Origin of the sequence: Catenibacterium mitsuokai, from assembly GCF_025148785.1 — a bacterium.
Classification (GTDB): Bacteria; Bacillota_I; Bacilli_A; order Erysipelotrichales; family Coprobacillaceae; genus Catenibacterium; species Catenibacterium mitsuoka.
Map to the genome: position 1 here is coordinate 869609 of NZ_CP102271.1, position 23563 is coordinate 893171.

At 34.3% G+C, this 23563-nt stretch carries 25 protein-coding genes and 1 riboswitch; of the genes, 21 read left to right on the forward strand and 4 right to left on the reverse strand.

All coding sequences use genetic code 11. The annotated features are described in order from the left end of the window. Window positions 1–42 precede the first annotated feature (42 nt). The 7 genes from NQ499_RS04390 to NQ499_RS04420 all read left to right on the forward strand — a co-directional run bounded on the left by NQ499_RS04390 (window position 43) and on the right by NQ499_RS04420 (window position 7143). Window positions 43–1239, forward strand: a complete 1197-nt coding sequence (locus tag NQ499_RS04390) for a deoxyguanosinetriphosphate triphosphohydrolase family protein (protein ID WP_006504745.1) — start codon at window positions 43–45, stop codon at window positions 1237–1239. An 11-nt stretch (window positions 1240–1250) separates the two neighbouring features. After that, complete coding sequence (metA, locus tag NQ499_RS04395; RefSeq protein WP_006504746.1) at window positions 1251–2189, forward strand: homoserine O-acetyltransferase MetA; 939 nt, start codon at window positions 1251–1253, stop codon at window positions 2187–2189. A 23-nt stretch (window positions 2190–2212) separates the two neighbouring features. Next, complete coding sequence (locus NQ499_RS04400) at window positions 2213–3250, forward strand: YdcF family protein (protein ID WP_006504747.1); 1038 nt, start codon at window positions 2213–2215, stop codon at window positions 3248–3250. Between the two features lie 6 nt (window positions 3251–3256). Continuing rightward, on the forward strand, window positions 3257–3742 hold the full coding sequence (locus tag NQ499_RS04405) for a hypothetical protein (RefSeq protein WP_040389627.1): 486 nt from the start codon (window positions 3257–3259) through the stop codon (window positions 3740–3742). 70 nt (window positions 3743–3812) lie between these two features. After that, window positions 3813–4466 carry a M15 family metallopeptidase gene (locus NQ499_RS04410; protein ID WP_006504749.1) on the forward strand — a complete coding sequence of 218 codons (654 nt, stop codon included), beginning with the start codon at window positions 3813–3815 and terminating at the stop codon, window positions 4464–4466. 48 nt (window positions 4467–4514) lie between these two features. Beyond that, window positions 4515–5552, forward strand: coding sequence for an NUDIX domain-containing protein (locus NQ499_RS04415; protein ID WP_006504750.1), 1038 nt, complete (start codon window positions 4515–4517; stop codon window positions 5550–5552). A 121-nt stretch (window positions 5553–5673) separates the two neighbouring features. Further along, complete coding sequence (locus NQ499_RS04420; RefSeq protein ID WP_006504751.1) at window positions 5674–7143, forward strand: glycoside hydrolase family 1 protein; 1470 nt, start codon at window positions 5674–5676, stop codon at window positions 7141–7143. A gap of 43 nt (window positions 7144–7186) precedes the next feature. Here NQ499_RS04420 and thiC read toward each other — a convergent pair whose 3' ends face one another. Further along, window positions 7187–8494, reverse strand: a complete 1308-nt coding sequence (gene thiC / locus NQ499_RS04425; RefSeq protein ID WP_006504752.1) for a phosphomethylpyrimidine synthase ThiC — start codon at window positions 8492–8494, stop codon at window positions 7187–7189. 46 nt (window positions 8495–8540) lie between these two features. Beyond that, window positions 8541–8650, reverse strand: a riboswitch (TPP riboswitch). 281 nt (window positions 8651–8931) lie between these two features. Between thiC and NQ499_RS04430 the strand changes: the two genes are divergently transcribed. From NQ499_RS04430 to NQ499_RS04440, 3 genes are all read left to right on the forward strand, one after another. Then, window positions 8932–10356 carry a 6-phospho-beta-glucosidase gene (locus NQ499_RS04430; RefSeq protein ID WP_006504753.1) on the forward strand — a complete coding sequence of 475 codons (1425 nt, stop codon included), beginning with the start codon at window positions 8932–8934 and terminating at the stop codon, window positions 10354–10356. A 90-nt stretch (window positions 10357–10446) separates the two neighbouring features. Beyond that, the gene (locus NQ499_RS04435; RefSeq protein WP_040389628.1) at window positions 10447–11175 is read left to right on the forward strand and encodes an arginase family protein; all 729 of its coding nucleotides are present in this window, start codon (window positions 10447–10449) and stop codon (window positions 11173–11175) included. Then, entirely contained in the window at window positions 11172–11732 is a 561-nt protein-coding gene (locus NQ499_RS04440; RefSeq protein WP_006504755.1) for a flavin reductase family protein, read from the forward strand. The genes NQ499_RS04435 and NQ499_RS04440 overlap by 4 nt, the downstream gene beginning before the upstream one ends. Window positions 11733–11754: 22 nt before the next feature. Here NQ499_RS04440 and NQ499_RS04445 read toward each other — a convergent pair whose 3' ends face one another. The 3 genes from NQ499_RS04445 to pdxR all read right to left on the reverse strand — a co-directional run bounded on the left by NQ499_RS04445 (window position 11755) and on the right by pdxR (window position 14443). Next, entirely contained in the window at window positions 11755–12351 is a 597-nt protein-coding gene (locus tag NQ499_RS04445) for an ECF transporter S component (RefSeq protein WP_006504756.1), read from the reverse strand. 101 nt (window positions 12352–12452) lie between these two features. Continuing rightward, complete coding sequence (locus tag NQ499_RS04450) at window positions 12453–12899, reverse strand: DUF2798 domain-containing protein (RefSeq protein WP_006504757.1); 447 nt, start codon at window positions 12897–12899, stop codon at window positions 12453–12455. 152 nt (window positions 12900–13051) lie between these two features. Continuing rightward, a complete protein-coding gene (gene pdxR / locus NQ499_RS04455; RefSeq protein ID WP_006504758.1) occupies window positions 13052–14443 on the reverse strand; it encodes a MocR-like pyridoxine biosynthesis transcription factor PdxR in 1392 nt (463 codons plus the stop codon). A gap of 93 nt (window positions 14444–14536) precedes the next feature. On the opposite strand from pdxR, the gene NQ499_RS04460 reads away from it, so the two are divergent. The 11 genes from NQ499_RS04460 to NQ499_RS04510 all read left to right on the forward strand — a co-directional run bounded on the left by NQ499_RS04460 (window position 14537) and on the right by NQ499_RS04510 (window position 23515). Continuing rightward, the gene (locus NQ499_RS04460; RefSeq protein ID WP_006504759.1) at window positions 14537–15115 is read left to right on the forward strand and encodes a GNAT family N-acetyltransferase; all 579 of its coding nucleotides are present in this window, start codon (window positions 14537–14539) and stop codon (window positions 15113–15115) included. Window positions 15116–15217: 102 nt separating this feature from the next. Continuing rightward, window positions 15218–17092, forward strand: a complete 1875-nt coding sequence (locus tag NQ499_RS04465; RefSeq protein ID WP_006504760.1) for a BglG family transcription antiterminator — start codon at window positions 15218–15220, stop codon at window positions 17090–17092. A gap of 8 nt (window positions 17093–17100) precedes the next feature. Continuing rightward, window positions 17101–17652 carry an RDD family protein gene (locus NQ499_RS04470; protein ID WP_006504761.1) on the forward strand — a complete coding sequence of 184 codons (552 nt, stop codon included), beginning with the start codon at window positions 17101–17103 and terminating at the stop codon, window positions 17650–17652. 74 nt (window positions 17653–17726) lie between these two features. After that, on the forward strand, window positions 17727–18053 hold the full coding sequence (locus tag NQ499_RS04475) for a PTS lactose/cellobiose transporter subunit IIA (protein WP_006504762.1): 327 nt from the start codon (window positions 17727–17729) through the stop codon (window positions 18051–18053). A 1-nt stretch (window position 18054) separates the two neighbouring features. Beyond that, entirely contained in the window at window positions 18055–18378 is a 324-nt protein-coding gene (locus NQ499_RS04480) for a PTS sugar transporter subunit IIB (protein WP_006504763.1), read from the forward strand. 23 nt (window positions 18379–18401) lie between these two features. Next, window positions 18402–19769 (forward strand): PTS sugar transporter subunit IIC, encoded by a 1368-nt coding sequence (locus NQ499_RS04485; RefSeq protein WP_006504764.1) that lies wholly within the window; start codon window positions 18402–18404, stop codon window positions 19767–19769. Window positions 19770–19785: 16 nt separating this feature from the next. Next, entirely contained in the window at window positions 19786–20307 is a 522-nt protein-coding gene (locus NQ499_RS04490; RefSeq protein WP_006504765.1) for a GrdB-related putative oxidoreductase, read from the forward strand. A 56-nt stretch (window positions 20308–20363) separates the two neighbouring features. Then, window positions 20364–21317, forward strand: a complete 954-nt coding sequence (locus NQ499_RS04495; protein WP_006504766.1) for a N(4)-(beta-N-acetylglucosaminyl)-L-asparaginase — start codon at window positions 20364–20366, stop codon at window positions 21315–21317. After that, a complete protein-coding gene (locus tag NQ499_RS04500) occupies window positions 21317–22411 on the forward strand; it encodes a Sapep family Mn(2+)-dependent dipeptidase (protein ID WP_006504767.1) in 1095 nt (364 codons plus the stop codon). The genes NQ499_RS04495 and NQ499_RS04500 overlap by 1 nt, the downstream gene beginning before the upstream one ends. Then, window positions 22408–23148: a copper homeostasis protein CutC gene (locus NQ499_RS04505; protein ID WP_006504768.1), complete on the forward strand. Its 741-nt coding sequence runs from the start codon at window positions 22408–22410 to the stop codon at window positions 23146–23148. The genes NQ499_RS04500 and NQ499_RS04505 overlap by 4 nt, the downstream gene beginning before the upstream one ends. Continuing rightward, the gene (locus NQ499_RS04510) at window positions 23111–23515 is read left to right on the forward strand and encodes a YitT family protein (protein WP_006504769.1); all 405 of its coding nucleotides are present in this window, start codon (window positions 23111–23113) and stop codon (window positions 23513–23515) included. Before NQ499_RS04505 ends, NQ499_RS04510 begins: the two co-directional genes overlap by 38 nt. Window positions 23516–23563 lie beyond the last annotated feature (48 nt).

Sequence of the window (23563 nt, forward strand, 5' to 3'; positions counted from 1 at the left end):
AGGCGCCTTTTTTTTATGCTATAATTTTTTTGAGGTGATTTCATGAAAGCGATGAATAAAGAAAATCCAAAATATAATGACTGCATAGAAAGAAAGTCACAGTTATATGAAAGACAGGGGGATTTTAGAACACCTTTTATGAGAGATTATAATCGTATAATATTCACTACAGCCTATAGACGCTTAAAACATAAGACACAGGTCTTTTTTGCACCTGATAATGATCATATATGTACACGTGCTGAGCATGTGAATCTAGTAGAATCTATTAGCTATACAATCGCTTATCAATTAGATCTTAATACTGAACTTACACGTGCTATCAGTGCTGGACATGATTTAGGACATGCCCCTTTTGGCCATGGAGGAGAAAAGATTCTATCTTCTTTGTCTATAAAACATGGTTTAGAACCTTTCTGGCATGAAAAGAATAGCCTTCACTTAATAGATGATTTATGTTTATTAGAGGATGATCAACATATTGAACATAATCTTGATCTCACCTATGCAGTGAGAGATGGCATTATAGCCCATTGTGGCGAAGTGAATCAAAGAAGAATTAAACCTAGAGATGAAAAAATCGATTTAAAAGACTTTAAATCACCAGGACTCTATCAACCTTATACTCTAGAAGGGTGTGTCGTAAAAATCAGTGATAAGATAGCTTATCTGGCAAGAGATATAGAGGATGCATGGAACTTACATATACTTAATGAAGAAGATATGAAAAGCTTAATAGAAGAAATTAATACAGTTGTTCCAGGTTTGTTTAAAGCAATCAATAATGGAACAGTGGTCAATTACTTTATTCAAGATGTGATTCATAATAGTACGGAGGAATATATTGGTTTATCTGATGAAGCTTTTGAAATCATGAAGATATTTATGAAGTTTAATTATCAAAAGATCTATGAAATAAAGAAGGTTAAGATTCATACGCAATATGTACAATTGATTCTAGAGAGTCTCTTTTCTTTCTTATATGAGTATGGACAACATGAAAATTTTGTTTTAGACTTAAAAAAAGATGCAGAACGTTATCCACTCATTATTAATCATTATATTAAATGGTTGATACGCTATAGTACTTTACTTCATGATGAACGTTATCAAAACCATATTGTTTATGACTTTGAGAATGATTCACGTGCTTTAGAAAAGAGTATTATTGATTATTTATCAGGGATGACAGATCATTTTATTATTGATGCATTTGATGAATTACTTGCATATAGATAGGGGGAATTTTTATGCCAATTAATATACCAGATGATTTACCAGCATATAAAGTTTTAACGGCTGAAAACATCTTTGTGATGAACCAGACGCGTGCGACTACGCAGCGTATTAGACCTTTAAAAATCTTGATTGTAAATATCATGCCTTTAAAGATTACAACTGAAACACAATTATTAAGACTATTATCTAACACACCATTACAGCTAGAAGTCGAACTTATTCATATGTCTACTCATGATTCTAAGAATGTCCCTAAGGAACACTTATTGACATTCTATAAGACATTTAAGGATATCAAGGAGAATTCTTATGATGGTATGATTATTACAGGTGCTCCTGTAGAACAGATGCCCTTTGAGGAGGTAGACTATTGGAATGAATTAAGTGAGATCTTTGAATGGGCTAAGACACATGTTTTTAGTTCTTTCTTTATCTGCTGGGCTTCACAGGCTGCTTTACATTATTATTATGATATTGATAAGTACTTATTGAAGCATAAGCTTACTGGTGTCTATCGTCATCATACTAATCAAAGAAAGATGAGAAGAAAGATTTTAAGAGGTTTTGATTATCAGTTCTATGCACCACATTCACGTTATACAACTGTATTAAAAGAAGACATCTCAAGTAATCCAAATCTTGATATACTTGCAGAAAGTGATGATGCAGGTGTCTATTTAGTGGCTTCTAAGGATGGTTCTCAGTTCTTTGTGACAGGACATCCTGAATATGATCCAGATACATTAGATAAAGAATATAAGCGTGACAAAGAGAAACCAGGTGTTATTGCAGAACTACCTAAAAACTATTATCTTGATGATGATCCATCTCAGGAAATACAAGTAAAATGGCGTTCACATGCCTATCTCTTATTCTCTAACTGGTTGAACTATTATGTTTACCAGGAAACGCCATATGATCTAAGTGATCTTCATGAACGTAAGAAATAAGCCATCTTTCTAGGTGGCTTTTTATGGTAGGAGGTGATTTTGTGGTATTTATTCCACTCATTATATTATTGATTTTGTATTTCATGTATTGCATGCTTATGCGTTATGAATCACGTACCTTATGGAGCGGTGTGGGGTTCTTTGGTCTTTCCATGATGACTATTATTACAGCATTCTTCTATGTGTTCTACTATTCTGAAACAATAACTCATTATCCACTTATTATGGATATAGGGGTTCTATTAGCCGTTGTTGCAATACTGGTTATCCTATTTTTTCCACTTGCAACTATTATTATGTTCTTTGTAGAAGGAATTAAAGTCATTAAACATGGAGGATTGAAATTGACTAATCTTCTTTCTTTAGGATTTGCGATAGGATTATTTGTTTATCTATTTGTAGGACCAATCTTTTTTAAGTCTTCTAATAAAATAATGACAGTTCTCTATGCAATCATATCATTTACGGTTTTCTATTTCTTATCCGTTCTTGCTAGCTATTGCCTTTCTGCTTTCCTAAATACGTTTCACTTATTCAAAAAAAGGAAACTGGATTATATAATAGTATTAGGAGCAGGCATCAAAGGAGAACAGGTGACTCCATTACTTGCAAGTAGAATTGATAAGGGAATAGAAATCTTAAAAAAGAATCCCAAAGCCTTACTCATCATGTCTGGAGGACAAGGCAAGGGAGAAGATATTCCTGAAGGAGAAGCCATGGCACGCTATGCCATCAACAAAGGGATTGATGAGAGTAAGATACTCATTGAAAACAAGTCGACAAATACAAAAGAAAACCTCTTATTCTCATCAAAACTTATGACTAAAGAGTCTCCACGAGTTGGACTTGTAACAACGTCTTATCATGTTTTCAGAGCCTTGATACTTGCAAAAAATTTAGGAATTAGATGTATTGGCTTTGGTTCAGTCACTAAATGGTATTTTACATTAAATGCTTTGATTAGAGAATTCATGGGCTACTTAAGCATGACATGGAAGAAGCATAGTATTGTGATTATTCTCTACAGTATATTTATTATTATTTTTTCAATTGTGAGGTAAATGATTATGGGTGCATTAAGTGTATTTTTTCTAATGGGTATATTGTCTACGTTGTTTCTTATCTTTGTATCTCTATTCATAGGGATACTCTGTACTTATGTAGTAGGTTATCTTTTTGAAGGATTCCTTGTTTCTTCATTATTAGATACTAAACACTATCGTGGCTGGATTCCTTTCTATAATAAATATTTACTAGGAAATATCACAGGAGATCATGTGCTCGGCATTATATCTTCTATTTGTGCATTTCCTGTATTAATCATTGGATATGTTTTATTTGTGATGGACGAATTAAACTATCTTTTATTTGTTGTGTTTCTAGTAATATTAATTATTGGTTTTATTGTCGATCATATTATTGCTTATCACTTCTTATCTAAAAGATGTAAATATGCATCATGGCTTATTGTATTAAGTGTTTTCTCTTGTGGATTCCTTCGTCCTATTATCTTGTTTATCACGAAAAATTATAATCAAGTAAGTAAATCTTAATATTTTTGTAAGGAAATTGAGATGTTTCTTTTCAACATTTCACGATATAACTATTGTGAGGTGAAAAGAAATGCGATTATTCAAGAAATGTCTTTTAGTTCTAGGAATTCTATTACTCATATTATCAGGATATATTATATTTCGTTCAGATACTTTTATAGATGATTCTTCTACAAATCATGGCTGGAATCTTATGCTTGTGAATCATACAAATAGAATACCAGATAACTATAAGGTGATTCTTACAAAGCTAGATAATGGGAAAGAAGTAGATTCACGTATTGTGCCTGAATTATCACAAATGTTTAGAGCTGCAAGAAAAGATGATATTTATATGCAGGTGAATGAAGGATATCGATCATCTCATTCACAACAGAAGATCTTAGATAATCGTACAGATTATTATAAGAGTAAAGGGTTATTTACGATTCTTGCAAGAAGATATGCATTAAATTATGTGGCAGCCCCAGGTACAAGCGAACATCAATTAGGACTTGCAGTGGATATAGTAGGGGATAACCGTTACACAACCAATCAGTCTGCTTATAGATGGTTAGAAAAAAATGCATATAAATATGGTTTTGTGAAACGTTATCCTAAGAGTAAAACTTCTATAACACATATTAAGCATGAACCATGGCATTATCGTTATGTAGGTAAGAAAGCTGCCTTAAAGATGCATCAAAAGAATCTATGTTTCGAAGAGTATGTCGAGAGTCTATAATGGACTCTCTTTTATTTGTGGTATACACTAATAATTGGAGGTATTTATATGGATTATATTAAATTACTTGTTGAAGACATTCATTCTGTCACAATGGCGACTATTAATAATGAAGGAAAACCAATCACAAGAATCATAGATCTCATGTTGTATGATGAAGAAGGTATCTATTTCTTGACTGCAAGAGGAAAGAGTTTCTATCAGGAACTCATGGACCAGGAGTATATTTCCTTAACAGGACTTAAAGGAAAAGTATCTTTTAGTTTAAGTGGTAAGGTTAAGAATATTGGGTCTCATAAACTTGATGAGATCTTCTTAAAGAATACTTATATGCAGTCTATCTATCCAGAAAATACAAGAAAGGCATTGGATGTCTTTTGTTTATATGAAGCATCTGGTGAATATTTTGATATCAGTGACCCAGCACATATCAAAAGAGCACCTATTACTATTCATAGTAAAGAACATGGTGCTTATTACACCATCACTGACCGTTGTATTCATTGTGGCAAATGTGAGACTATTTGTCCTCAACGTTGTATTCATAATGAAGTAATAGATGTTGCACAATGTCTTCATTGTGGGGCCTGTTTAGAGATATGCCCAGTTCAGGCAATTGAGTTTAAAGGTGTAAAGAAACGTCGTAAGGAAGATGTCTGCTTGATGAATATGTGTATGATCGAAGATCATGAAGGCCATGTTTTAATACAAAATAAAGTCAATGATTCCTACACAGGTATTACTTTTCCTGGTGGTCATGTAGAAAAAGAAGAAATATTCAAAGATGCTATGATTAGAGAAGTGAAAGAAGAAACAGGTCTTACAATTAAGAATCCATACTTATGTGGTTTATATCATTGGTATAAGCATTCTATTCATAATATTATTCTAGTTTATAAGACAAATGAGTATGAAGGAACGCTTCATTCAAGTGATGAAGGAGAGGTTTATTGGATTGACGAAGAAGATTTTCTTAAACAGCCACTTGCAACAGGTATGGAGTATGTATGGGATATTGTTCATAAGCAACATCAAGAATGTATTATGTCTAATATGGGAGAACATAAAAGAGGGGATTTATTCTAAATAATAATAACTTTGAATAATTTTCATATCATGTAAAACGTTTTCACATTGTGAAAATTAATTATAATGATTTTTATTATGTATATAATACATACAGAAAAGATGAACGGAGGTAAAGGAAATGGGTTTTCCAAAAGGATTTTTATGGGGTGGCGCAGTTGCTGCCAATCAGTGTGAAGGTGCTTATTTAGAAGATGGTAAAGGTTTATCAGTACCAGATATGTTACTTGGTGGAGATGTAAATACTCCAAGAACATTCTTACCAAAGACTGATAAGACTGCGTTCTATCCAAGCCATGAAGCAATTGATTTCTATCATCATTATGCTGAAGATATTGCTTTATTTGCAGAAATGGGATGGAATGTATTCAGATTATCAATCAACTGGGGTAGAATTTTCCCTAATGGTGATGATGAAACACCTAATGAAGAAGGTTTAGCTTTCTATGACAAGGTATTTGACGAATGTAAGAAACACAATATTGAACCTTTAGTTACATTATGTCATTATGAAATTCCTTGGAACATTGTGACTAAATACGATGGTTTCTCTGATAGAAGAGTGATTGATATGTTCGTTAAGTATGCCACTACTTGTATGAAACGTTATAAGGATAAGGTTAAATACTGGTTAACATTCAACGAAATCAATATCGCATGTATGGGTGAAGGTGGATTAGGTGACCTTTATGGTTTAGGTATCATGGACCCAGAAGATGTTAACTCGGATGAACGTATTCCATTAAACAAATTAAAATCTAACCCTCAGAAGACATTTGAAGCATTACATAATCAGTTTGTTGCAAGTGCATTAGTTGTAACAGAAGGTCATAAGATCAATCCTGATTTCATGATTGGTAACATGATTGCTCATACAACTTTATATCCATTAACACCAAATCCAAAAGATATTCTTGCAGCATTTAATGAAGATAACTTCAAGAATAACTTCTGTGGTGATGTACAGGTTCGTGGTGAATATCCAACATATATGTTCAGATATTTCAAGGATCATGGCATTGATACTTCATTTATTACTGAAGAAGATAAGAAGATCATTAAAGAAGGCGTTATTGACTTCTATACATTCTCTTACTATATGTCTAACTGTGTAACAGTTGATGAAAATGCTGAAAAGACAAATGGTAACCTTGCAACAGGTGCTAAGAACCCTTACTTAAAGGCTTCTGACTGGGGATGGCAGATTGACCCTGATGGATTAAGATATACATTAAATATCCTACATGACCGTTATCCTCATACACCATTAATGGTTGTAGAAAATGGTTTTGGTGCATTTGATAAGGTAGAAGAAGATGGTTCTGTACATGATACTTATAGAATTGATTACTTCAGAGATCATATTAAAGCAATGGATGAAGCTATCGAAGATGGTGTACCACTAATCGGTTATACAACTTGGGGACCAATCGACTTAGTATCTGCAGGTACTGGACAGTATGCGAAACGTTATGGTTTCATCTATGTAGATAGACATGATGATGGAACTGGGGACTTCTCTAGAAGTAAGAAAGATTCATTCTTCTGGTATAAGAAAGTCTGCGAATCTAATGGCGCTGATTTAGACTAATACAAAAAGACGTAGCTCATATATATGAGTTACGTCTTTTTTCTTATTCATCAAAGATATTTACAATCTCACCATCAAGAATACGGTTCATATTCTTAACGGCACAGAAGTTACCACACATAGAACATGTATCTTCTTTTTCAGGTGCTGCTTCAGCACGATAACGTCTTGCTTTTTCTGGATCAATTGAGTATTTAAATGTTTCTTCCCAGTCCAGCTTCTTTCTTGCACATGCCATCTTATTATCTAATTCCATGGCACCAGGAATACCCTTCGCTATATCTGCCGCATGTGCTGCAATCTTGGATGCAATAATACCTTCTTTAACATCATCTAGATTAGGCAGGCGAAGATGTTCTGCAGGAGTCACATAACATAAGAATGATGCACCATAAGTGGCTGCAATTGCACCACCGATGGCAGCAGTAATATGATCATAACCAGGGGCAATATCAGTAACTAAAGGGCCTAATACGTAGAAAGGTGCACCTTTACAGATTGTCTTCTGGATTTCCATATTAGCGGCAATCTGATTTAAAGGCATATGACCAGGACCTTCAATCATCACCTGTACATCTTTATCCCATGCACGCTGTGTTAATTCTCCTAAAGTCACTAACTCACCAATCTGAGCCACATCAGTTGCATCAGCCAAACATCCAGCACGACATGCATCGCCTAAACTCATAGTAATATCATATTCACGGCAGATATCTAAGACTTCATCATAATGTTCATAGAATGGATTTTCTTCTCCAGTCATAGCCATCCAGGCAAACATAATAGAACCACCACGAGAAACAATATTCATTAAACGCTTATTATTCTTAAAACGTTCATACATAGCTCTATTGATTCCACAATGAATAGTCATGAAATCCACACCATCTTCTGCATGCATTCTTACAATATCTAACCATTCTTTTGCAGTAATATCTTTTAAAGCCTTATGATAGTAAACTACAGCATCATAAATAGGGACTGTACCAATGATGGCAGGACATTCTTTAGTTAATCTCTTTCTAAAAGTACGTGTATCACCATAAGAACTTAAGTCCATGATTGATTCAGCACCCATTTTTACTGCATTATTCACTTTTTCAATTTCTACATCCATGTCCTTGCAATCTCTAGAAATTCCTAAGTTGACATTGATCTTAGTCTTCAACATTGAACCAATACCACTTGGATCAATAGAAGTATGATTCTTATTACATGGAATAATAGCATGTCCTTTCGCAATATGTTCACGTAATACTTCTACATCCATAGATTCTTTTGCGGCTACAATTTCCATTTCAGGTGTAATAATCCCCTGTCTTGCAGCATCCATTTGTGTTGTGTAACTCATACACTTCCTCCTTTAAACAATAAAAAAAGGTATACCTGAGCATGTATACCTAAAAAAACAAAATTCCTACGCCGGCATTATCCGTATCAGGTTTTATGGGTCGAAATCCGATCGTATTTCTTCTCAGCCGTCGCGTCAGCTCCCCTTTTTTTATTTGGTTGATAGTGGTATATTACATCTTATATAAATAAAATGCAACGCTTTCATTAAAAAAATGTTACAAAATTATTGTGAAATTTTAAACAAATAATGTAACAATGAATACATTGTTATCTTATGACTATCTGTCAACAAAATATCACTTATTTATTGGATTGATGAACTGATAATGTAAAGATGAAACATTTTTACGAAAGTTTGATCTCTATTTGTGAAAATTATAGAAATCACTTTCATTTCTATTTATAATTATTAGAAAGAGAAAAGGAGATAAGACAATGTTTAGAGACGACTTTTTATGGGGCGGCGCAGTGGCTGCTCATCAGTGTGAAGGTGCCTGGCAGGAAGGCGGAAAAGGAATCAGCTGTACAGATGTAGAAACAGCGGGAGATAACGTAACAGGAGCACCTAGACGTTTAACAGATGGTGTTCTTCCTGGAGAAGATTATCCGAACCATGTAGGTGTAGACTTCTATCATCATTATAAGGAAGATATCGCATTACTTGCTGAAATGGGATTCAAGGCATTTAGAACTTCTATTGCCTGGACAAGAATCTTCCCAAGAGGAGATGAAGAAACACCTAATGAGGAAGGTTTAAAGTTCTATGATGATGTATTTGATGAATTATTAAAATATGGTATTGAACCAGTCATCACATTATCACATTTTGAATTACCTTGGGCACTCGCAAAAGAATATGGAGGATTTAGAAATCGTAAAGCCATTGATATGTTTGTGAAGTTCGCAAAGGTATGTTTTGAAAGATATCAGCATAAAGTAAAATACTGGATGACATTTAATGAAATCAATAACCAGGCTGATCCGACTCAGCATAACTTAATCCAGGAAGGTGCTGTATTATTAAAAGAAGGCGATGATGCTGAATATTTAATGTATTTATCAGCTCATCATGAATTAGTCGCTTCAGCACTTGCAGTTAAGGCAGCTCATGAAATCAATCCTGACTTAAAGGTTGGTTGTATGATTGGTATGAATGGTGTTTATCCAGCTTCTCCAAAACCAGAAGATATGATGAATGCCTTAGGTGCTATGCATCAGAAATATTGGTTTACTGATGTGCATGCAAGAGGACATTATCCAAACTATATCTTAAAGAAGTTTGAAAGAAAAGGATATGATTTCATTACTGAAGAGGATAAGAAAATCTTAAGTGAAGGTAAAGTAGATTACATCGGATTCTCTTATTACATGTCATTTGCAACTAAGTATCAGGGACGTAATGAAAAGACATTTGATTACTTTAATGAAGACTTTGTAAGAAATGAATATCTAAAGGCTTCTGACTGGGGATGGCAGATTGACCCATTAGGATTACGCTGGTGCTTAAACTGGTTCTATGATCGTTATGAACTTCCAATGATGATTGTAGAAAACGGTTTTGGTGCTTATGATAAGAAAGAAGCAGATGGTACTGTAGATGACCAGTATCGTATTGATTACTTAAAGGCACACATTGAAGCGATGAGAGATGCAGTCACTTATGATGGCGTTGATCTTTTAGGTTATACTATGTGGTCTCCATTTGATATCGTATCTGCTTCTACTGGTGAATATGATAAACGTTATGGTTTCATCTATGTTAACTATAATAATAACCATGAAGGGGACTTCTCTAGAAGTAAGAAGAAATCATTTTACTGGTATAAACACGTTATTGAAACAAACGGTGAAGAATTATAATACTCAAGAGATAGCTATGGCTATCTCTTTTTTAGCAGTCTGATTTGACAAGTGCTAAATAAAGACTATAATTATCAACAGGTGATAAAGATGCGTAACTATGTATTTGATTTTACTCATTCCTATAAAGGGGATTATCCACAGTTAACTTATTATGATTGTAGTGACATTGAAGGAACACGCTTATTCTGTGATCAACATGCAGAAAAACAATTAAAAGAGATGATAAGTAAGAATGGTATTTCTGGTATTCATTTTATTGATTCAGGCGATTATCATTACATCACTAAATTGATGACTGATTTTATTCATGAACCTTTTGATCTTGTTTTGATTGATCATCATACAGACATGCAATCTTCTATTGTAGGAGATATGCTTAGCTGTGGAAACTGGGCTAAAAAAGCTTTACAAAATCCTTTCCTTCATCGTTTATACTTAATAGGACCAAGTAAACATGATTTAAAATCAGTGGAACGGAATAAAGTATTAAGTTTCAGCATAGAAGAACTAGAACAAGGTGCTACTATTCCTCTTGAAACGAAATATCCTGTTTATATTTCTATAGATAAGGATGTCTTAGATGAAAGATATGCCATGACAAACTGGAATCAAGGAGATATGTCACTGGGGATGTTAGAGGATGTATTAGCGCACTTCTTAAAAAACTGTGAAGTAATTGGTATTGATATATGTGGTGATGATCCAGATATTGATGATTATCCTACTTATATAAAAGCGGAAAGAATCAATAATCTTTCTGATGATGCACTTTATCAAACTGCTATGAAAATACTTAAAAGGAGACAAAAGAAATGAGAAAAGATTTTGGTGCACGTGCACTTACTTATCCACAGCCTGTCTATATGATTGGGAGTTTTGATAAGAATGATCATCCTGATTTAATGAATGCAGCATGGGGTGGCATTAGCGATACAATGGAAATTTCATTGAGTCTTTCTAGTGGACATAAAACAGTCCAGAATATCTTAAAAACACAGGCTTTTACTGTCAGTATTGCAGATGAAGATCATGTAGTAGCGTGTGATTATGTGGGTGTTGTATCAGGGCATAAGGAACCCAATAAACTAGAAAAAGCAGGTTTTACTTATACGCCATCTAGTAAAGTTCATGCACCTATTATCAATGAATTACCTATATGTCTAGAATGTCGTCTCAAGGACTATGATTTAGATACAGAAATCATGAAAGGTGAAATTGTCAATGTATCTGTAGATGAACGTATCTTAGATGAAACAGGAAGAGTCGATGTATCTAAAGTAAAGCCTATCACATTTGATCCATTCAATAATCAATATGTAGGTTTAGGAAAGATTGTTGGGCGTGCTTTTAAAGATGGTTTTAAACTAAAATAAGGACTCATTGAGTCCTTTTAAATTAGTCTTTTTTAACTGTATGTAATTTATCTAATAAACCACTCTTTTTAAATGTAGGTGCTAAAGCTAAATAAAGTGCTGAAGAAATCACAATCGCAATGACTGCATTAGTAATAGTAGTCACTGCATTCCAAGATGCAAGAGCTAAAGCAGCTTGAGAAGGTGCACCAAGTAATACTGAAGTATAGAAATAAGAGAATAGTGGTTCAGCAATCACATTAAATAATAAACCTGCAAATGTAGAAGCGACTACACCAATCACTAACTGCTTACCTTCTAGTTTTTGAATCTTGAATACTCTATGGGCTACTAGACCTGTAATAACCCCAATACTAAACTTTAAGATAAATGTCTTTGGTGCAACTATTACATAAGTAGGATCAAGTAAATCACCAATACCCATACCAACTGCGCCTGCAACTCCACCAGGAACACCACCTAATAATAAAGCAGCCAATACACAGAAAGTATTTCCTAAATGGAATGAAGTAGTTCCTCCTGGTGTTGGAATCTTGATCTGTAGGAATGTGAAGGCGATATAAGCTAAAGCCGCCATCAATCCTGTTACTGCAATTTTTAATGTTTTATTTTCTTTCATATAAAACTCCCCCTTTGATGAATAACACTATACATACATTCTGACATTATATAAATATTCAGTTATCAACTAAAAAAATAAGGTCAGTTTTAAAACTGACCTTATTCATGTACGATTTTCCCAAATAAGAAACGGATCAGAGGACCACAATAGAAAATCTGGAATAATAATGCGACAGGGAAGTTTATGAATGTTGTCTGGAAATAGACTGAAACATCAATGTTCTTGAATAATACAGTTGCGATTAAACTCATGCATGGACACATGATACAAACAATCATACATGAGATTGCAAGAGTAATCACAATAGGACGATCTGTAGTCTGTACAAAACGGAAAGCAAGCTTATGAGCTAAAGAATCTACAACAAGTAGTTCTAAAAAGAAAGCGACAGGCCACATGATAATCATTTCGTGGAAGGCAAGTAAAAAGACCTGGTTTGTCATTCCTCCGATATTTAATGAGATGTTGAAGAGAATCATGACATACACCATTAAGAATGACATCATCGCAGTAAATAATAAATTCTGTTTAAATGTTTTAGGCATTGGAAAAATGCTCCTTTCTTGAAATTATACAAAAAAACAACACTTAATATAAGTGTTGTTCGTTATCAAGCTATGCTTGTGCGTTTCCAATAATACCCTAAATCAATCTTCTTTTTTTGCATGATTTACTTTAATATATTTTAAGAAATATGTCAATAAAGTATTTTTTCTAATATTTCTATAGCCTGTGGTAACTTATCTAAATCGATAGAAGAGTAGTTCATAATGAAGGTATGGGATGTATGAGGTATATTCTTAAGATAGTAATGAGAAATAGCTCTTAGATGGATTCCTTCTTCTTTTAATTTATTGATAAGTGTTTCATCAGACATATGTGTATGAATCGTGATAAGGAAATGAAGACCTGCATCTTCCTTGGAAATAGTAATCATATCCTTTAAACTACTTTCTTCTAACATTTTTACAATCGCATCACGCTTATTATGATAATGGTTACGTAATTTAGTAATATGCTTATCAAAATAATGTTCATTAATAAATGATGCAAGAGTATATTGTTCGAAGTTAGAGACTGTACAGGCATAAAAAGAGAGCTTCTTATTATAGCGTTCTAATAAATGGTGAGGAAGCACCATATAACTAATACGAATTGTAGAGGCAAGAGTCTTAGTAAAAGTATTCATATAAATAACCTTTTCACTTAAATCAATACTTTGCAGGGCAGGAATAGGCTGTCCACTTAAACGCAATTCACTGTCATAATCATCTTCTATAATATAGCGATGTTCCTTCTTATTTGCCCATCCAAGTAATTCATAACGTCGAGATACAGGCATAATAATACCAGTTGGGAAATGATGAGAAGGAGAGATATGCGCAATATCTACATCTAAATCTTCTAATTGATTGACTAGTATTCCCTGCTCATCCATATCTATAGGAACACATTTTGCTCCCAAACTAGAATAAACATCTAATATTTTATTATAACCAGGATTCTCTACGGCATAGACAAGATCTAAACCTAATAATTGTACGAGTAGTCCATATAAATATTCAGTTCCTGCACCAATAATAATTCTTTCTGGTTCAACATCCATATTTCTGAATTCTTTTAAATGGTGAGAAATCGCTTCTCTTAATTCATAAATACCACCTACTGGAGGATTAACCATTAGTTCTGATTGGTGTTCATTTAATACGTCCTTCATAAGTTTTGCCCAGGTTGTGAAAGGAAACAAATGGGCTGGTGTCTGATTAGAAGAGAAATCACACCAATAGGATTCTTTCTTAATAGAAGGTTTATGAATCATCTTGGCAGGAATAAGGGGTGTCTTATTATTAATAGGAGATACATAAAAGCCTTTCTTAGGTAAAGAATAAATATATCCTTCAGCCATTAACTGAGCATAAGCATTCTCTATTGTGATAATACTAATACCTAGATTTTTCGCAAATGTACGCTTAGAAGGTAACTTCTCATCTGCTATCAGATGTCCCTCTAGAATATCATTTTTGATAAATGTATATAATTGCTGGTAGAGAGATTTATGGTTATTTTCATCAAAACTATATGTAAGCATAAATTCATCCTTTCTTTTCTAACCATTATAGCGTAATCATTTGAAAAAAAGAAGAAAACAGCATAGAATAGTCATATTAATGGAGGATAATCTATGGCGTTAACGGCTAAAAGAATTACAGAGAATTTTAAGGAATTAGAAGATCTTAATAATGAAGCATTCCCTAAAGAAGAACGTGTCTCTATTGAGAGAATGATTGATTTATCTCAAACAGGTATATCCGATCTTTATGGTGTCTATGATGAAGACACATTTGTTGGTTTCTTTATGACAATGACATCTGCTACATGTGTTTATTTATTCTATCTCGCAATTCGTTCATCACTTCGTTCTCGTGGGTATGGCGGACGTACTTTAAAGTTGATGGATGATCTCTATCAAAGACAGATTGTGTTGGATATGGAACCTTTAGATGATCAAGCAGATAACTATGAACAGCGTTTAAGACGTACTAAGTTTTATGCGAGTCATGGCTACCGTTCTAGCGGGTATCATTTATTCTATTGGAATCAGACATTTGATTTATTATGTACAAGAGGTCCTTTCCTAAAAGATGACTTTATTGAGATTACTAAAGAACTTCAAAGAGTTGTGGATGAATCCGGAGAAGGGGACTTCCATCCAAAGATGTTGAAGGCAGCCTATGATATTCTAGATATTATTGATTTATAAGAACCGAAAGGTTCTTTTTTTCATTTCCTAACACTTAGGAAGTGAAATTGAATGCATAAAGCACTGTAAACCATTACAATAAAGGTACAGGAGGTTATACGTATGAATAATAGACAGCAGCGTATTATAGATATCCTTTATGATTATGATGAATGGGTGACAGGTAAAGAGCTTGCTTCTATGTTGTCTGTATCAGATCGTACAATCCGTTCTGATATTGAGCATATTAATAAAGAGTATGAATGTACTCTTATAGAAGCCAATCGTCGTAAAGGTTATCACTTAGACGAGATGCTGACAAGTGTCAAAGGAATTACGACAAAGTCAGTCATTCCTCAGACATCTCAGGAACGTGTATCTTGGATCATTAAGGAATTATTGTTTAAACAGGAAATCAATCTCATTGAATTACAGGATCGTATTTATGTCAGTGGTTATACGATTGATAATGACTTAAGAAATATCAGACGTATACTCAATGAATATCCTTCTTTAAAAGTGGTACGTGTAAAGAACCACATTCGTTTAGAAGGTAATGAAAATGAGAAGCGTTCTGTATATAAGCATCTATTAGAATCAGAAATCAAAGGAAACTTCACAAATATCAGTGCCTTGTCTCATTTATGGAAGGATTTTAATCTCATTGATGTGGTAGAAATCTTTAAGAATGTCTGCGCAAATAATCATTATAAGTTCAAGAATGTCAGTCTTCCTATGTTGATGATGCATGCGGGTATTGCGATTGAACGTATCAGGAATAAGAATTATTTATATGAAACACAGAGTGATTGTACAGGTATTGATTTAGAGTATCGTGTCTCAAAGGATTTCTTTGAAGAATTATCACAAAAGTTAGGTATTCCTTATGTTGAAGAAGAAGTCGTTAAGTTTGCTTTCTTATTAGAAGGAAGAGGCAGTCATGTAGACTTAAAAGCAGAATCACAACAGTTAGTAGAAGAAGTATTATTAGACATTAAAGATTGTTTTGATATTGATTTTAGAGATGATGAAGAACTTTACAATAGCTTAGTCATTCATATGCAGTCTTTGCTTGATCGTATTAAAGTAGATAAACCTAATACAACAGCTTATTTAAAGGAGATTAAAAGGCAATATCCTCTAGTCTTTGAAATGGCGATACATGCCAGCGATGTCATTTCTAAAGCTACAGGTAAACCTTTAGTAGAAGATGAAATCTCTTATCTCGCTTTACATTTTGGAACAGCCTATGAAAGACATATCGATACACAGAAATACCGTGTAGTTATGATTATTCCCCATAATCAGATGCTGGCGAAAGCATGTATGGATAAGATTGAAACACGTTTTAGAGAACGTATGGAAATTATTAAAGTATTCCCATTCTTTGAAAATAATATGATTGCATCACTTCATCCTGACTTGATTTTGACTGTTGTACCTTTACAGCATGAATTATCTATTAAGACAGTATCAATCAGTTTATTTGTGAACTATGAGGATGAAAGTCAGATCTTCCAGGCATTGAATCAATTAGATAGAGAAAAATATCATGATCAGTTCTGTCATATTGTAAAGAAGCTGATCGGACAGGAAACATTCTTTATAAAAAAAGACATCGCATCTAAGGAAGATGCCATTAACTATTTATGTGACAATCTGATTCAGTTAGGCTATGCCACACAAGAATATAAAGAAGATGTTTTTAAAAGAGAAGAGATGGCAGGAACAGCCTTTGTGCAGGGCTTTGCGGTACCTCATGCCATTACAGTACAGCCATTGCGTTCTACTATATCCGTCATGGTCTTAAAGAATCCCGTTAAGTGGGGTAAGTATGAAGTACGTCTTATTCTCTTATTATCTATTAGTGAACAGGATAATCAGATGCTGCATACATTTTTTGACTGGTTATCCAATGTACTTATTGATTACAACCAGCTGATGCAGTTTATCGAAGCAGACAATTATCAACAATTTATGAAATTAATGACAGCGTGAGGTAACATATGAAAAAACAACAACAGACTATTGCATCATTACCAAGACGTTTTGGTGCATATTTATTAGATTGGTATATTGGTGCTCTTTTTACATCATTTCCTATCGCAATTGTGTCACAGAAGATTTATGGCACAATGAAGAACCAGAATCTATTAGAATACCCTCATCAATTAGGACTGATTTGTGGGCTATTCGCATTACTAGGCGCAATTATTTATTATGTCATTATTCCTTTGGTGATTAATAAGGGACAGACAATTGGTAAAAGAATATGTCATATTAAGATTGTAAAGAGTGATGGCAAAGATGTAGGCCTTAAAGAACTGATACTTAGAGAAGTATTAGGCGCCATTATTATTGAAGGCGTTCTATATTCTGCAAGTACAATATTACATCAGGTATTACAGATCAGTTTAGGTATTAGTTTGGTAAAGCCGATGATGTATGTTGGCTTTGCGATTACAATCGTGAGTGCTATTTTATGTTTAGTGAATAAGAAAGAACATCTAGCATTACATGATTATCTAGCACGTACTAAAGTAGTGAATTTTTCCTAAATAGAGGAAATCGCATTCACTACCTGAAAATAAATATAAGTTTATACTATGAATTGTGAGATGGAGGAAATCACATGGAAGATTTAGAATTATTAAGTTTTAACATTATTTCTGCCGTGGGTACTGCAAAGTCACGTTATGTACAGGCAATGTATCTTGCTGAGAAGGGTGATTTTGATGAAGCTCGCGCAAAAATAAAAGAAGGAGAAGAAAGTTTTGTGAAAGGTCATGAAGCACATGCATCACTTATCCAGAAGGAAGCATGTGGTGAAAAGACAGTTCCAACAATTCTTCTTATGCATGCGGAAGATCAGCTTATGAATGCTGAAACAACAAAAATCATGGCTGAAGAGATTATCAAACTATCTCAAAGAATTAAAAAATTAGAAGGAGGAGAATAGGATGAAAAAGGTTTATTTATTCTGTAGTGCAGGTATGTCTACTAGTATTCTTGCAAGCAAGATGCAGGAAGTCGCAAATAGCCATAACTTACCAATCAAGGTGGCTGCTTTCTCTCATAACAAATTAGGAGAAATCGTTAAATCTGATTGTCCTGATTGTATTTTACTTGGTCCACAGGTTGAATATCTTTATGACGAAACAGTAGCTAACTTCGGGCACCTAAACATACCTATTTCTGTGATCGACCAGGATGATTACGGTATGATGAACGGTGAAAGAGTACTTAAAAAAGCTATTCTATTAATCAAAAAAAACAATAAATAATAATTAAAGGGAGTACTTAAAGTATGATGAAACAACTTGAAAAGTATTTAATGCCTTTAGCGGAAAAAATTGGGCGTAATAAATACTTAATGTCAATTCGTGATGGTTTCTTAGTATCAACACCATTACTTATTGCAGGATCAATTTTCTTATTAATCGCAAACTTTCCAATTGCAGCTTGGACAAAATTTTTAGAATCAACAATTATCAATCAGACAACTGGTGAGTCACTTGCTGCATTCTTATCAAAGCCATCTGATGCAACATTCACTATCATGGCAGTATTTGCAGTAATGGGTATCGCTTATTCATTTGCTGGTCAGATGAAGACAAACAAGATCTTCGGTGCTGCCTGCGCACTTATGTCATGGTTCCTAATCATGCCATATTCAATCACTGGTAATGTTGCTGTAGGATCTAAAACTATTGAAGCAACTCTTTCTGGTATCCCATTAGGATGGGTTGGTGCTAAGGGTATCTTCGTAGGTATCATTACTGCATTCTTAAGCGTACATATCTATGCTTGGGTAGAAGGTAAAGGCTGGACAATCAAGATGCCAGCTGGTGTTCCACCAACAGTTGTAGAATCTTTCTCAGCATTGATTCCAGCAACATTTGTAATGACTTTCTTCTTCCTAGTAAACTTAATGTTTGGTTTCTTAGGAACAAACGTATTCCAGATTATCTTTGAATTCTTACAGACACCATTACTTAACCTTGGTGATACATTAGGGGCAATGGTTGTTGCTTATATCTTCTTACACTTATTCTGGTTCTTCGGTATTAACGGTGGATCTGTAGTAGGTGCTGTATTTAACCCAATTCTTCAGACTTTATCAGCTGAAAACATTCTTTACTTCACTCATCACCAGGGTACAGGACATATCATCTGTCAGCAGTTCCAGGACTTATTCGCTACATTTGGTGGATGTGGTTCTACATTATCATTATTAATCGCAATGTTATTATTCTGTAAATCTAAACGTATTACAGACTTAGGTAAACTTGCTTTAGTTCCAGGTATCTTTGGTATCAACGAACCAATCGTATTCGGTTTACCAATCGTATTAAATCCAACTATGCTTATTCCATTCATGTTAGTACCAACAGTAAACATCATTATCTCATACTTCTGTATGGCTCTTAAGATTGTTCCAATCTGTTCAGGTATCAACATCCCTTGGACTATGCCACCAATTATCTCAGGTTTCTTAGCAACTAACTGGGTAGGTGCACTGCTTCAGGCTGCCTTAATCGTTATTGGTGTTATTATCTATATGCCATTCATCAAGGTACTTGATAAGCAGTACTTAAATGAAGAAGCTCAGGCTCAGGCTGCTAAAGAAGAAGACGACATTGATTTAGACGACTTATCTTTTGACGATCTATAAGAAGGAGAGACGAAACATGAAAATCGTAATGATTTATGACCAGATCCAGTCTGGTAAAGGGATTAAAGATGATCACATGGTACCTTTAGGACTAGTAAAAGAATCATGTGGACCTGCTATTATGATGGAACCATTCTTAAAACAGGTAAATGGACATGTTGTATGCTGTTTATATTGTGGAGATGGATTCTATGAAGCAAATAGTGATGAAGTCAGCCGTAAACTTTGCGCAATGGTAGAAAAAATTAAACCAGATGTTGTTGTATGTGGTCCATGTTTCAACTATCTTGGCTATGGACGCATGGCTGCACGTGTCGCTTATGATATTAACGAAAAAACTCATTCACATGCTATGGCTGCAATGAGTATAGAAAATGAAGAGACAATTAATGAATATAAAGACAAGGTTCATATTATCAAGACACCTAAGAAGGGTGGTACTGGTTTAAATGAATCATTAGAAGGAATCTGTCAGCTTGCCAAGGCGATGTGTGAGCAGAAAGACGAAGACATTGTTGCTTCTAAATATTGTTTCTAAATTAACTTGAGGATACGTGAGGACGTATCCTCTTTCAATAAAAGGAGGATATTAATATGTACGGTATTATTGCTACTTGGAGAATGGCTTTAGAAGGTATTACAAAAGCAGATGAAATGTTAAAGAATCATGGAGATGCAGGAGATGCAATCGTTGAAGCTGTTAAGGCTGTAGAAGATTTCCCATATTATAAATCAGTAGGTTATGGGGGATTACCTAACGAAGAAATGATTGTTGAATTAGATGCGGCTTATATGAACGGAAATACTCTTTCAGTAGGATGTGTTGGTGCAATCAAAGACTTTGCCAATCCTGTAGAAATCGCAAGAAAATTATCTCATGAAAAGGTCAACAACTTCTTAGTTGGTGCAGGTGCTGAAAAGTATGCATCTAAGAATGGTTTTGAAAGAAAGAACATGCTCACTGAACGTGCTGAAATTCATTATCATAATAGATTAAAAGAAATGACTCAGGAAATTAAACCTTATTCTGGTCATGATACAGTAGGTATGGTCTGCTTAGATGAAAATGCAAAGATGACTTCTGCAACTTCTACGAGCGGTCTATTTATGAAGCGTTCTGGTAGAGTAGGTGATTCACCTGTATCTGGATCAGGTTTCTATGTTGATAGTGAAGTCGGTGGTGCAAGTGCTACAGGACTTGGTGAAGATGTAATGAAGGGCTGTGTCTCTTATGAAATCGTAAGAATGATGAAAGAAGGTATGCACCCACAGGCTGCATGTGAAAAGGCTGTTAATACATTCTCTAAAGAATTAATCAAACGTCGTGGTGAAGCAGGAGATATGTCTTTAATCGCTATGAATAATAAAGGTGAATGGGGATGTGCCACAAATATTGAAGGTTTCTCATTTGTAGTTGCAACTCCAGAACTTGAACCAACTGTATTTGTAGTAAAGCATGAAGGTGAACATAGCGTGTTTGAAAAAGCAAGTCAGGAATGGCTTGATGATTATATGCGTACAAGAACAGCCCCATTGGTAAGAAAATAATGAATGAAGAAATACTAAAGGCTGTTGATGAGATTGCAGATGAGATGATTGAAGGCATCAAACGTATTGTACGTATTGATAGTGTAGAATCTGAGGCTGTGAATGATGCTCCTTTTGGAGAAGGTGTACGCCATGCACTTGATGAAACACTCCAGTTATCTCGTGATCTTGGATTTGAAACAGTGGATGTTGATCATTATATCGGTTATGCACGTTACGGTAAAAGTGATGATTATGTATGTGCCTGTGGTCATTTAGATGTTGTACCAGTAGGTGAAGGCTGGAAACATCCACCATTTAGTGCTTATGAAGAAGACGGTGTGATTTATAGCCGTGGTATTCTAGATAACAAGGGTCCTATTCTTTCATGTCTTTATGCTTTAACTGCTTTAAAGAGACTTGGCATAAAGCCCGAAAGAGAAGTACGTATCATCTTTGGCTGTGATGAAGAATCAGGATTTGAGGATTTAAAATATTATTTAGATCATGAAAAAGCACCTATTGCCGGCTTTACACCAGATTGTAAATATCCTGTTGTTTATGCTGAAAGAGGACGTGCTGTTATCAAAGTGAAAGCTGATCTAGATCATTTGATTACTTTTATGAATAAGTATATCTTAAATACACAAAACAAAGGTGAAAGACTTGGTATTGATTATAAGAATGATGAGTTTGGACAATTAGAAATCCGTAACTATCATTTAACTAAAGAAGACTTCAGCTTTTCTATTAGTTATCCAGCAGGAATTACACTAGAAGAAATACTTGATAAACTCAATCGTATTGAAGGGTATAAGTATGAAGTCGTGTCTCATTTCAAGCCTGTTTATTTTGATAAAAAGGCACCTATGGTAGAAATCATGAAAGAGACATATGAATATGTAACGGGTAATGATGGAACTCCAGTTACTACAACAGGTGGTACTTATGCAAAAATGATGCCTCATATTGTCCCATTTGGACCTTCTTTTCCAGGACAGAAAGGTATTGGACATAATCCCAATGAATGGATGACAAGAGAGGATCTCATTACAAATGCAAAGATTTATGCTTTAACACTATATCAATTATCTAGAAAGGAAACAGAACTATGATTGAAGTATGCTGTGGAAGCTATAAGGATGGCTTACGTGCTTATAAGGGTGGTGCCACACGCATTGAACTAAACAGTGCCCTTTATTTAGGTGGTTTAACACCTTCTGTGGCTTCATTAAAACTCTTAAAAAGAGAAACAACATTAACTATTATTTGTATGGTTAGACCTCGTGGTGCTGGTTTTACTTATGATGAAATAGAATATAAACAGATGTTATTAGAAGCAGAAGACCTATTAGAAAATGGTGCAGATGGCCTCGCTTTTGGCTTTTTAAAGAGTGATCATACAATTGACGAAAAGCGTACAAGAGAATTTGTAGAACTTATTCATAAATACCATCGTACGGCTGTATTCCATCGTGCCTTTGACTGCTGTGATGATTTAGATCATGCTATGACTCAATTAATTGAACTTGGCATTGATCGTGTTTTGACAAGTGGTGGTCAGCCAACTGCGATAGATGGAGCAGATAAAATCAAATCATTACAAGAAAATTATGGTAAGGATATTGAAATTCTTGCAGGAAGTGGTGTGAACTATAATAATGCATCCTCTTTAATGGAACATACAGGTATCTCTCAGGTACATTCTTCTTGTAAGGATTATGAAGAAGATCCTACAACTTCAGGCAAGTCTGTCACTTATAGCTATTATACGGGCACACATGCTAATGATTATGAAAGTGTGGACCAGGAAAATGTCGAAAAACTTGTCAGCAGCCTACAAAACAAATAAAAGATATATTATTACTTTCTTTGCGGTGTTCTTTTCGGCACTCTTACAGACATTTGTTCTTCAGACGTTTTTGAATCCTTCTGACCTTTTATCAAGTGGTTTTACCGGTATTGCGATTTTAATTAATCGTATCAGCATGCTTTATGGATATTCATTATCTATTTCCACGCTTGTGATTGTACTGAATCTACCTGTCGCAATTGTATGTTATAAGACAATAGGTAAGAAATTTGTTTTCTTCTCTTTCTTACAAGTTATCTTCTTCAGTATTTTCACAAGGGTATTATCATTTGATCCATTATTTGATGATGTGATCTTGAATGTCTGTTTTGGTGGATTTCTTTATGGCTTTGCGATTGCGATGTGATTTTCCCGTTGAATTGTTCCGTTCGTTGATTTGTTCCGTTCAGATAGG

Coding starts and splice junctions, on each gene's coding strand:
- NQ499_RS04475 (WP_006504762.1), top strand. CDS start 17,727: ATGGAAGATTTAGAATTATTAAGTTTTAACATTATTTCTGCCGTGGGT.
- NQ499_RS04450 (WP_006504757.1), bottom strand. CDS start 12,899: ATGCCTAAAACATTTAAACAGAATTTATTATTTACTGCGATGATGTCA.
- NQ499_RS04420 (WP_006504751.1), top strand. CDS start 5,674: ATGGGTTTTCCAAAAGGATTTTTATGGGGTGGCGCAGTTGCTGCCAAT.
- NQ499_RS04415 (WP_006504750.1), top strand. CDS start 4,515: ATGGATTATATTAAATTACTTGTTGAAGACATTCATTCTGTCACAATG.
- NQ499_RS04500 (WP_006504767.1), top strand. CDS start 21,317: ATGAATGAAGAAATACTAAAGGCTGTTGATGAGATTGCAGATGAGATG.
- NQ499_RS04410 (WP_006504749.1), top strand. CDS start 3,813: ATGCGATTATTCAAGAAATGTCTTTTAGTTCTAGGAATTCTATTACTC.
- NQ499_RS04480 (WP_006504763.1), top strand. CDS start 18,055: ATGAAAAAGGTTTATTTATTCTGTAGTGCAGGTATGTCTACTAGTATT.
- pdxR (WP_006504758.1), bottom strand. CDS start 14,443: ATGCTTACATATAGTTTTGATGAAAATAACCATAAATCTCTCTACCAG.
- NQ499_RS04390 (WP_006504745.1), top strand. CDS start 43: ATGAAAGCGATGAATAAAGAAAATCCAAAATATAATGACTGCATAGAA.
- NQ499_RS04465 (WP_006504760.1), top strand. CDS start 15,218: ATGAATAATAGACAGCAGCGTATTATAGATATCCTTTATGATTATGAT.
- NQ499_RS04495 (WP_006504766.1), top strand. CDS start 20,364: ATGTACGGTATTATTGCTACTTGGAGAATGGCTTTAGAAGGTATTACA.
- NQ499_RS04490 (WP_006504765.1), top strand. CDS start 19,786: ATGAAAATCGTAATGATTTATGACCAGATCCAGTCTGGTAAAGGGATT.
- NQ499_RS04470 (WP_006504761.1), top strand. CDS start 17,101: ATGAAAAAACAACAACAGACTATTGCATCATTACCAAGACGTTTTGGT.
- NQ499_RS04435 (WP_040389628.1), top strand. CDS start 10,447: ATGCGTAACTATGTATTTGATTTTACTCATTCCTATAAAGGGGATTAT.
- NQ499_RS04430 (WP_006504753.1), top strand. CDS start 8,932: ATGTTTAGAGACGACTTTTTATGGGGCGGCGCAGTGGCTGCTCATCAG.
- NQ499_RS04505 (WP_006504768.1), top strand. CDS start 22,408: ATGATTGAAGTATGCTGTGGAAGCTATAAGGATGGCTTACGTGCTTAT.
- metA (WP_006504746.1), top strand. CDS start 1,251: ATGCCAATTAATATACCAGATGATTTACCAGCATATAAAGTTTTAACG.
- NQ499_RS04445 (WP_006504756.1), bottom strand. CDS start 12,351: ATGAAAGAAAATAAAACATTAAAAATTGCAGTAACAGGATTGATGGCG.
- NQ499_RS04460 (WP_006504759.1), top strand. CDS start 14,537: ATGGCGTTAACGGCTAAAAGAATTACAGAGAATTTTAAGGAATTAGAA.
- NQ499_RS04400 (WP_006504747.1), top strand. CDS start 2,213: ATGGTAGGAGGTGATTTTGTGGTATTTATTCCACTCATTATATTATTG.
- NQ499_RS04510 (WP_006504769.1), top strand. CDS start 23,111: ATGTCGAAAAACTTGTCAGCAGCCTACAAAACAAATAAAAGATATATT.
- NQ499_RS04440 (WP_006504755.1), top strand. CDS start 11,172: ATGAGAAAAGATTTTGGTGCACGTGCACTTACTTATCCACAGCCTGTC.
- thiC (WP_006504752.1), bottom strand. CDS start 8,494: ATGAGTTACACAACACAAATGGATGCTGCAAGACAGGGGATTATTACA.
- NQ499_RS04485 (WP_006504764.1), top strand. CDS start 18,402: ATGATGAAACAACTTGAAAAGTATTTAATGCCTTTAGCGGAAAAAATT.
- NQ499_RS04405 (WP_040389627.1), top strand. CDS start 3,257: ATGGGTGCATTAAGTGTATTTTTTCTAATGGGTATATTGTCTACGTTG.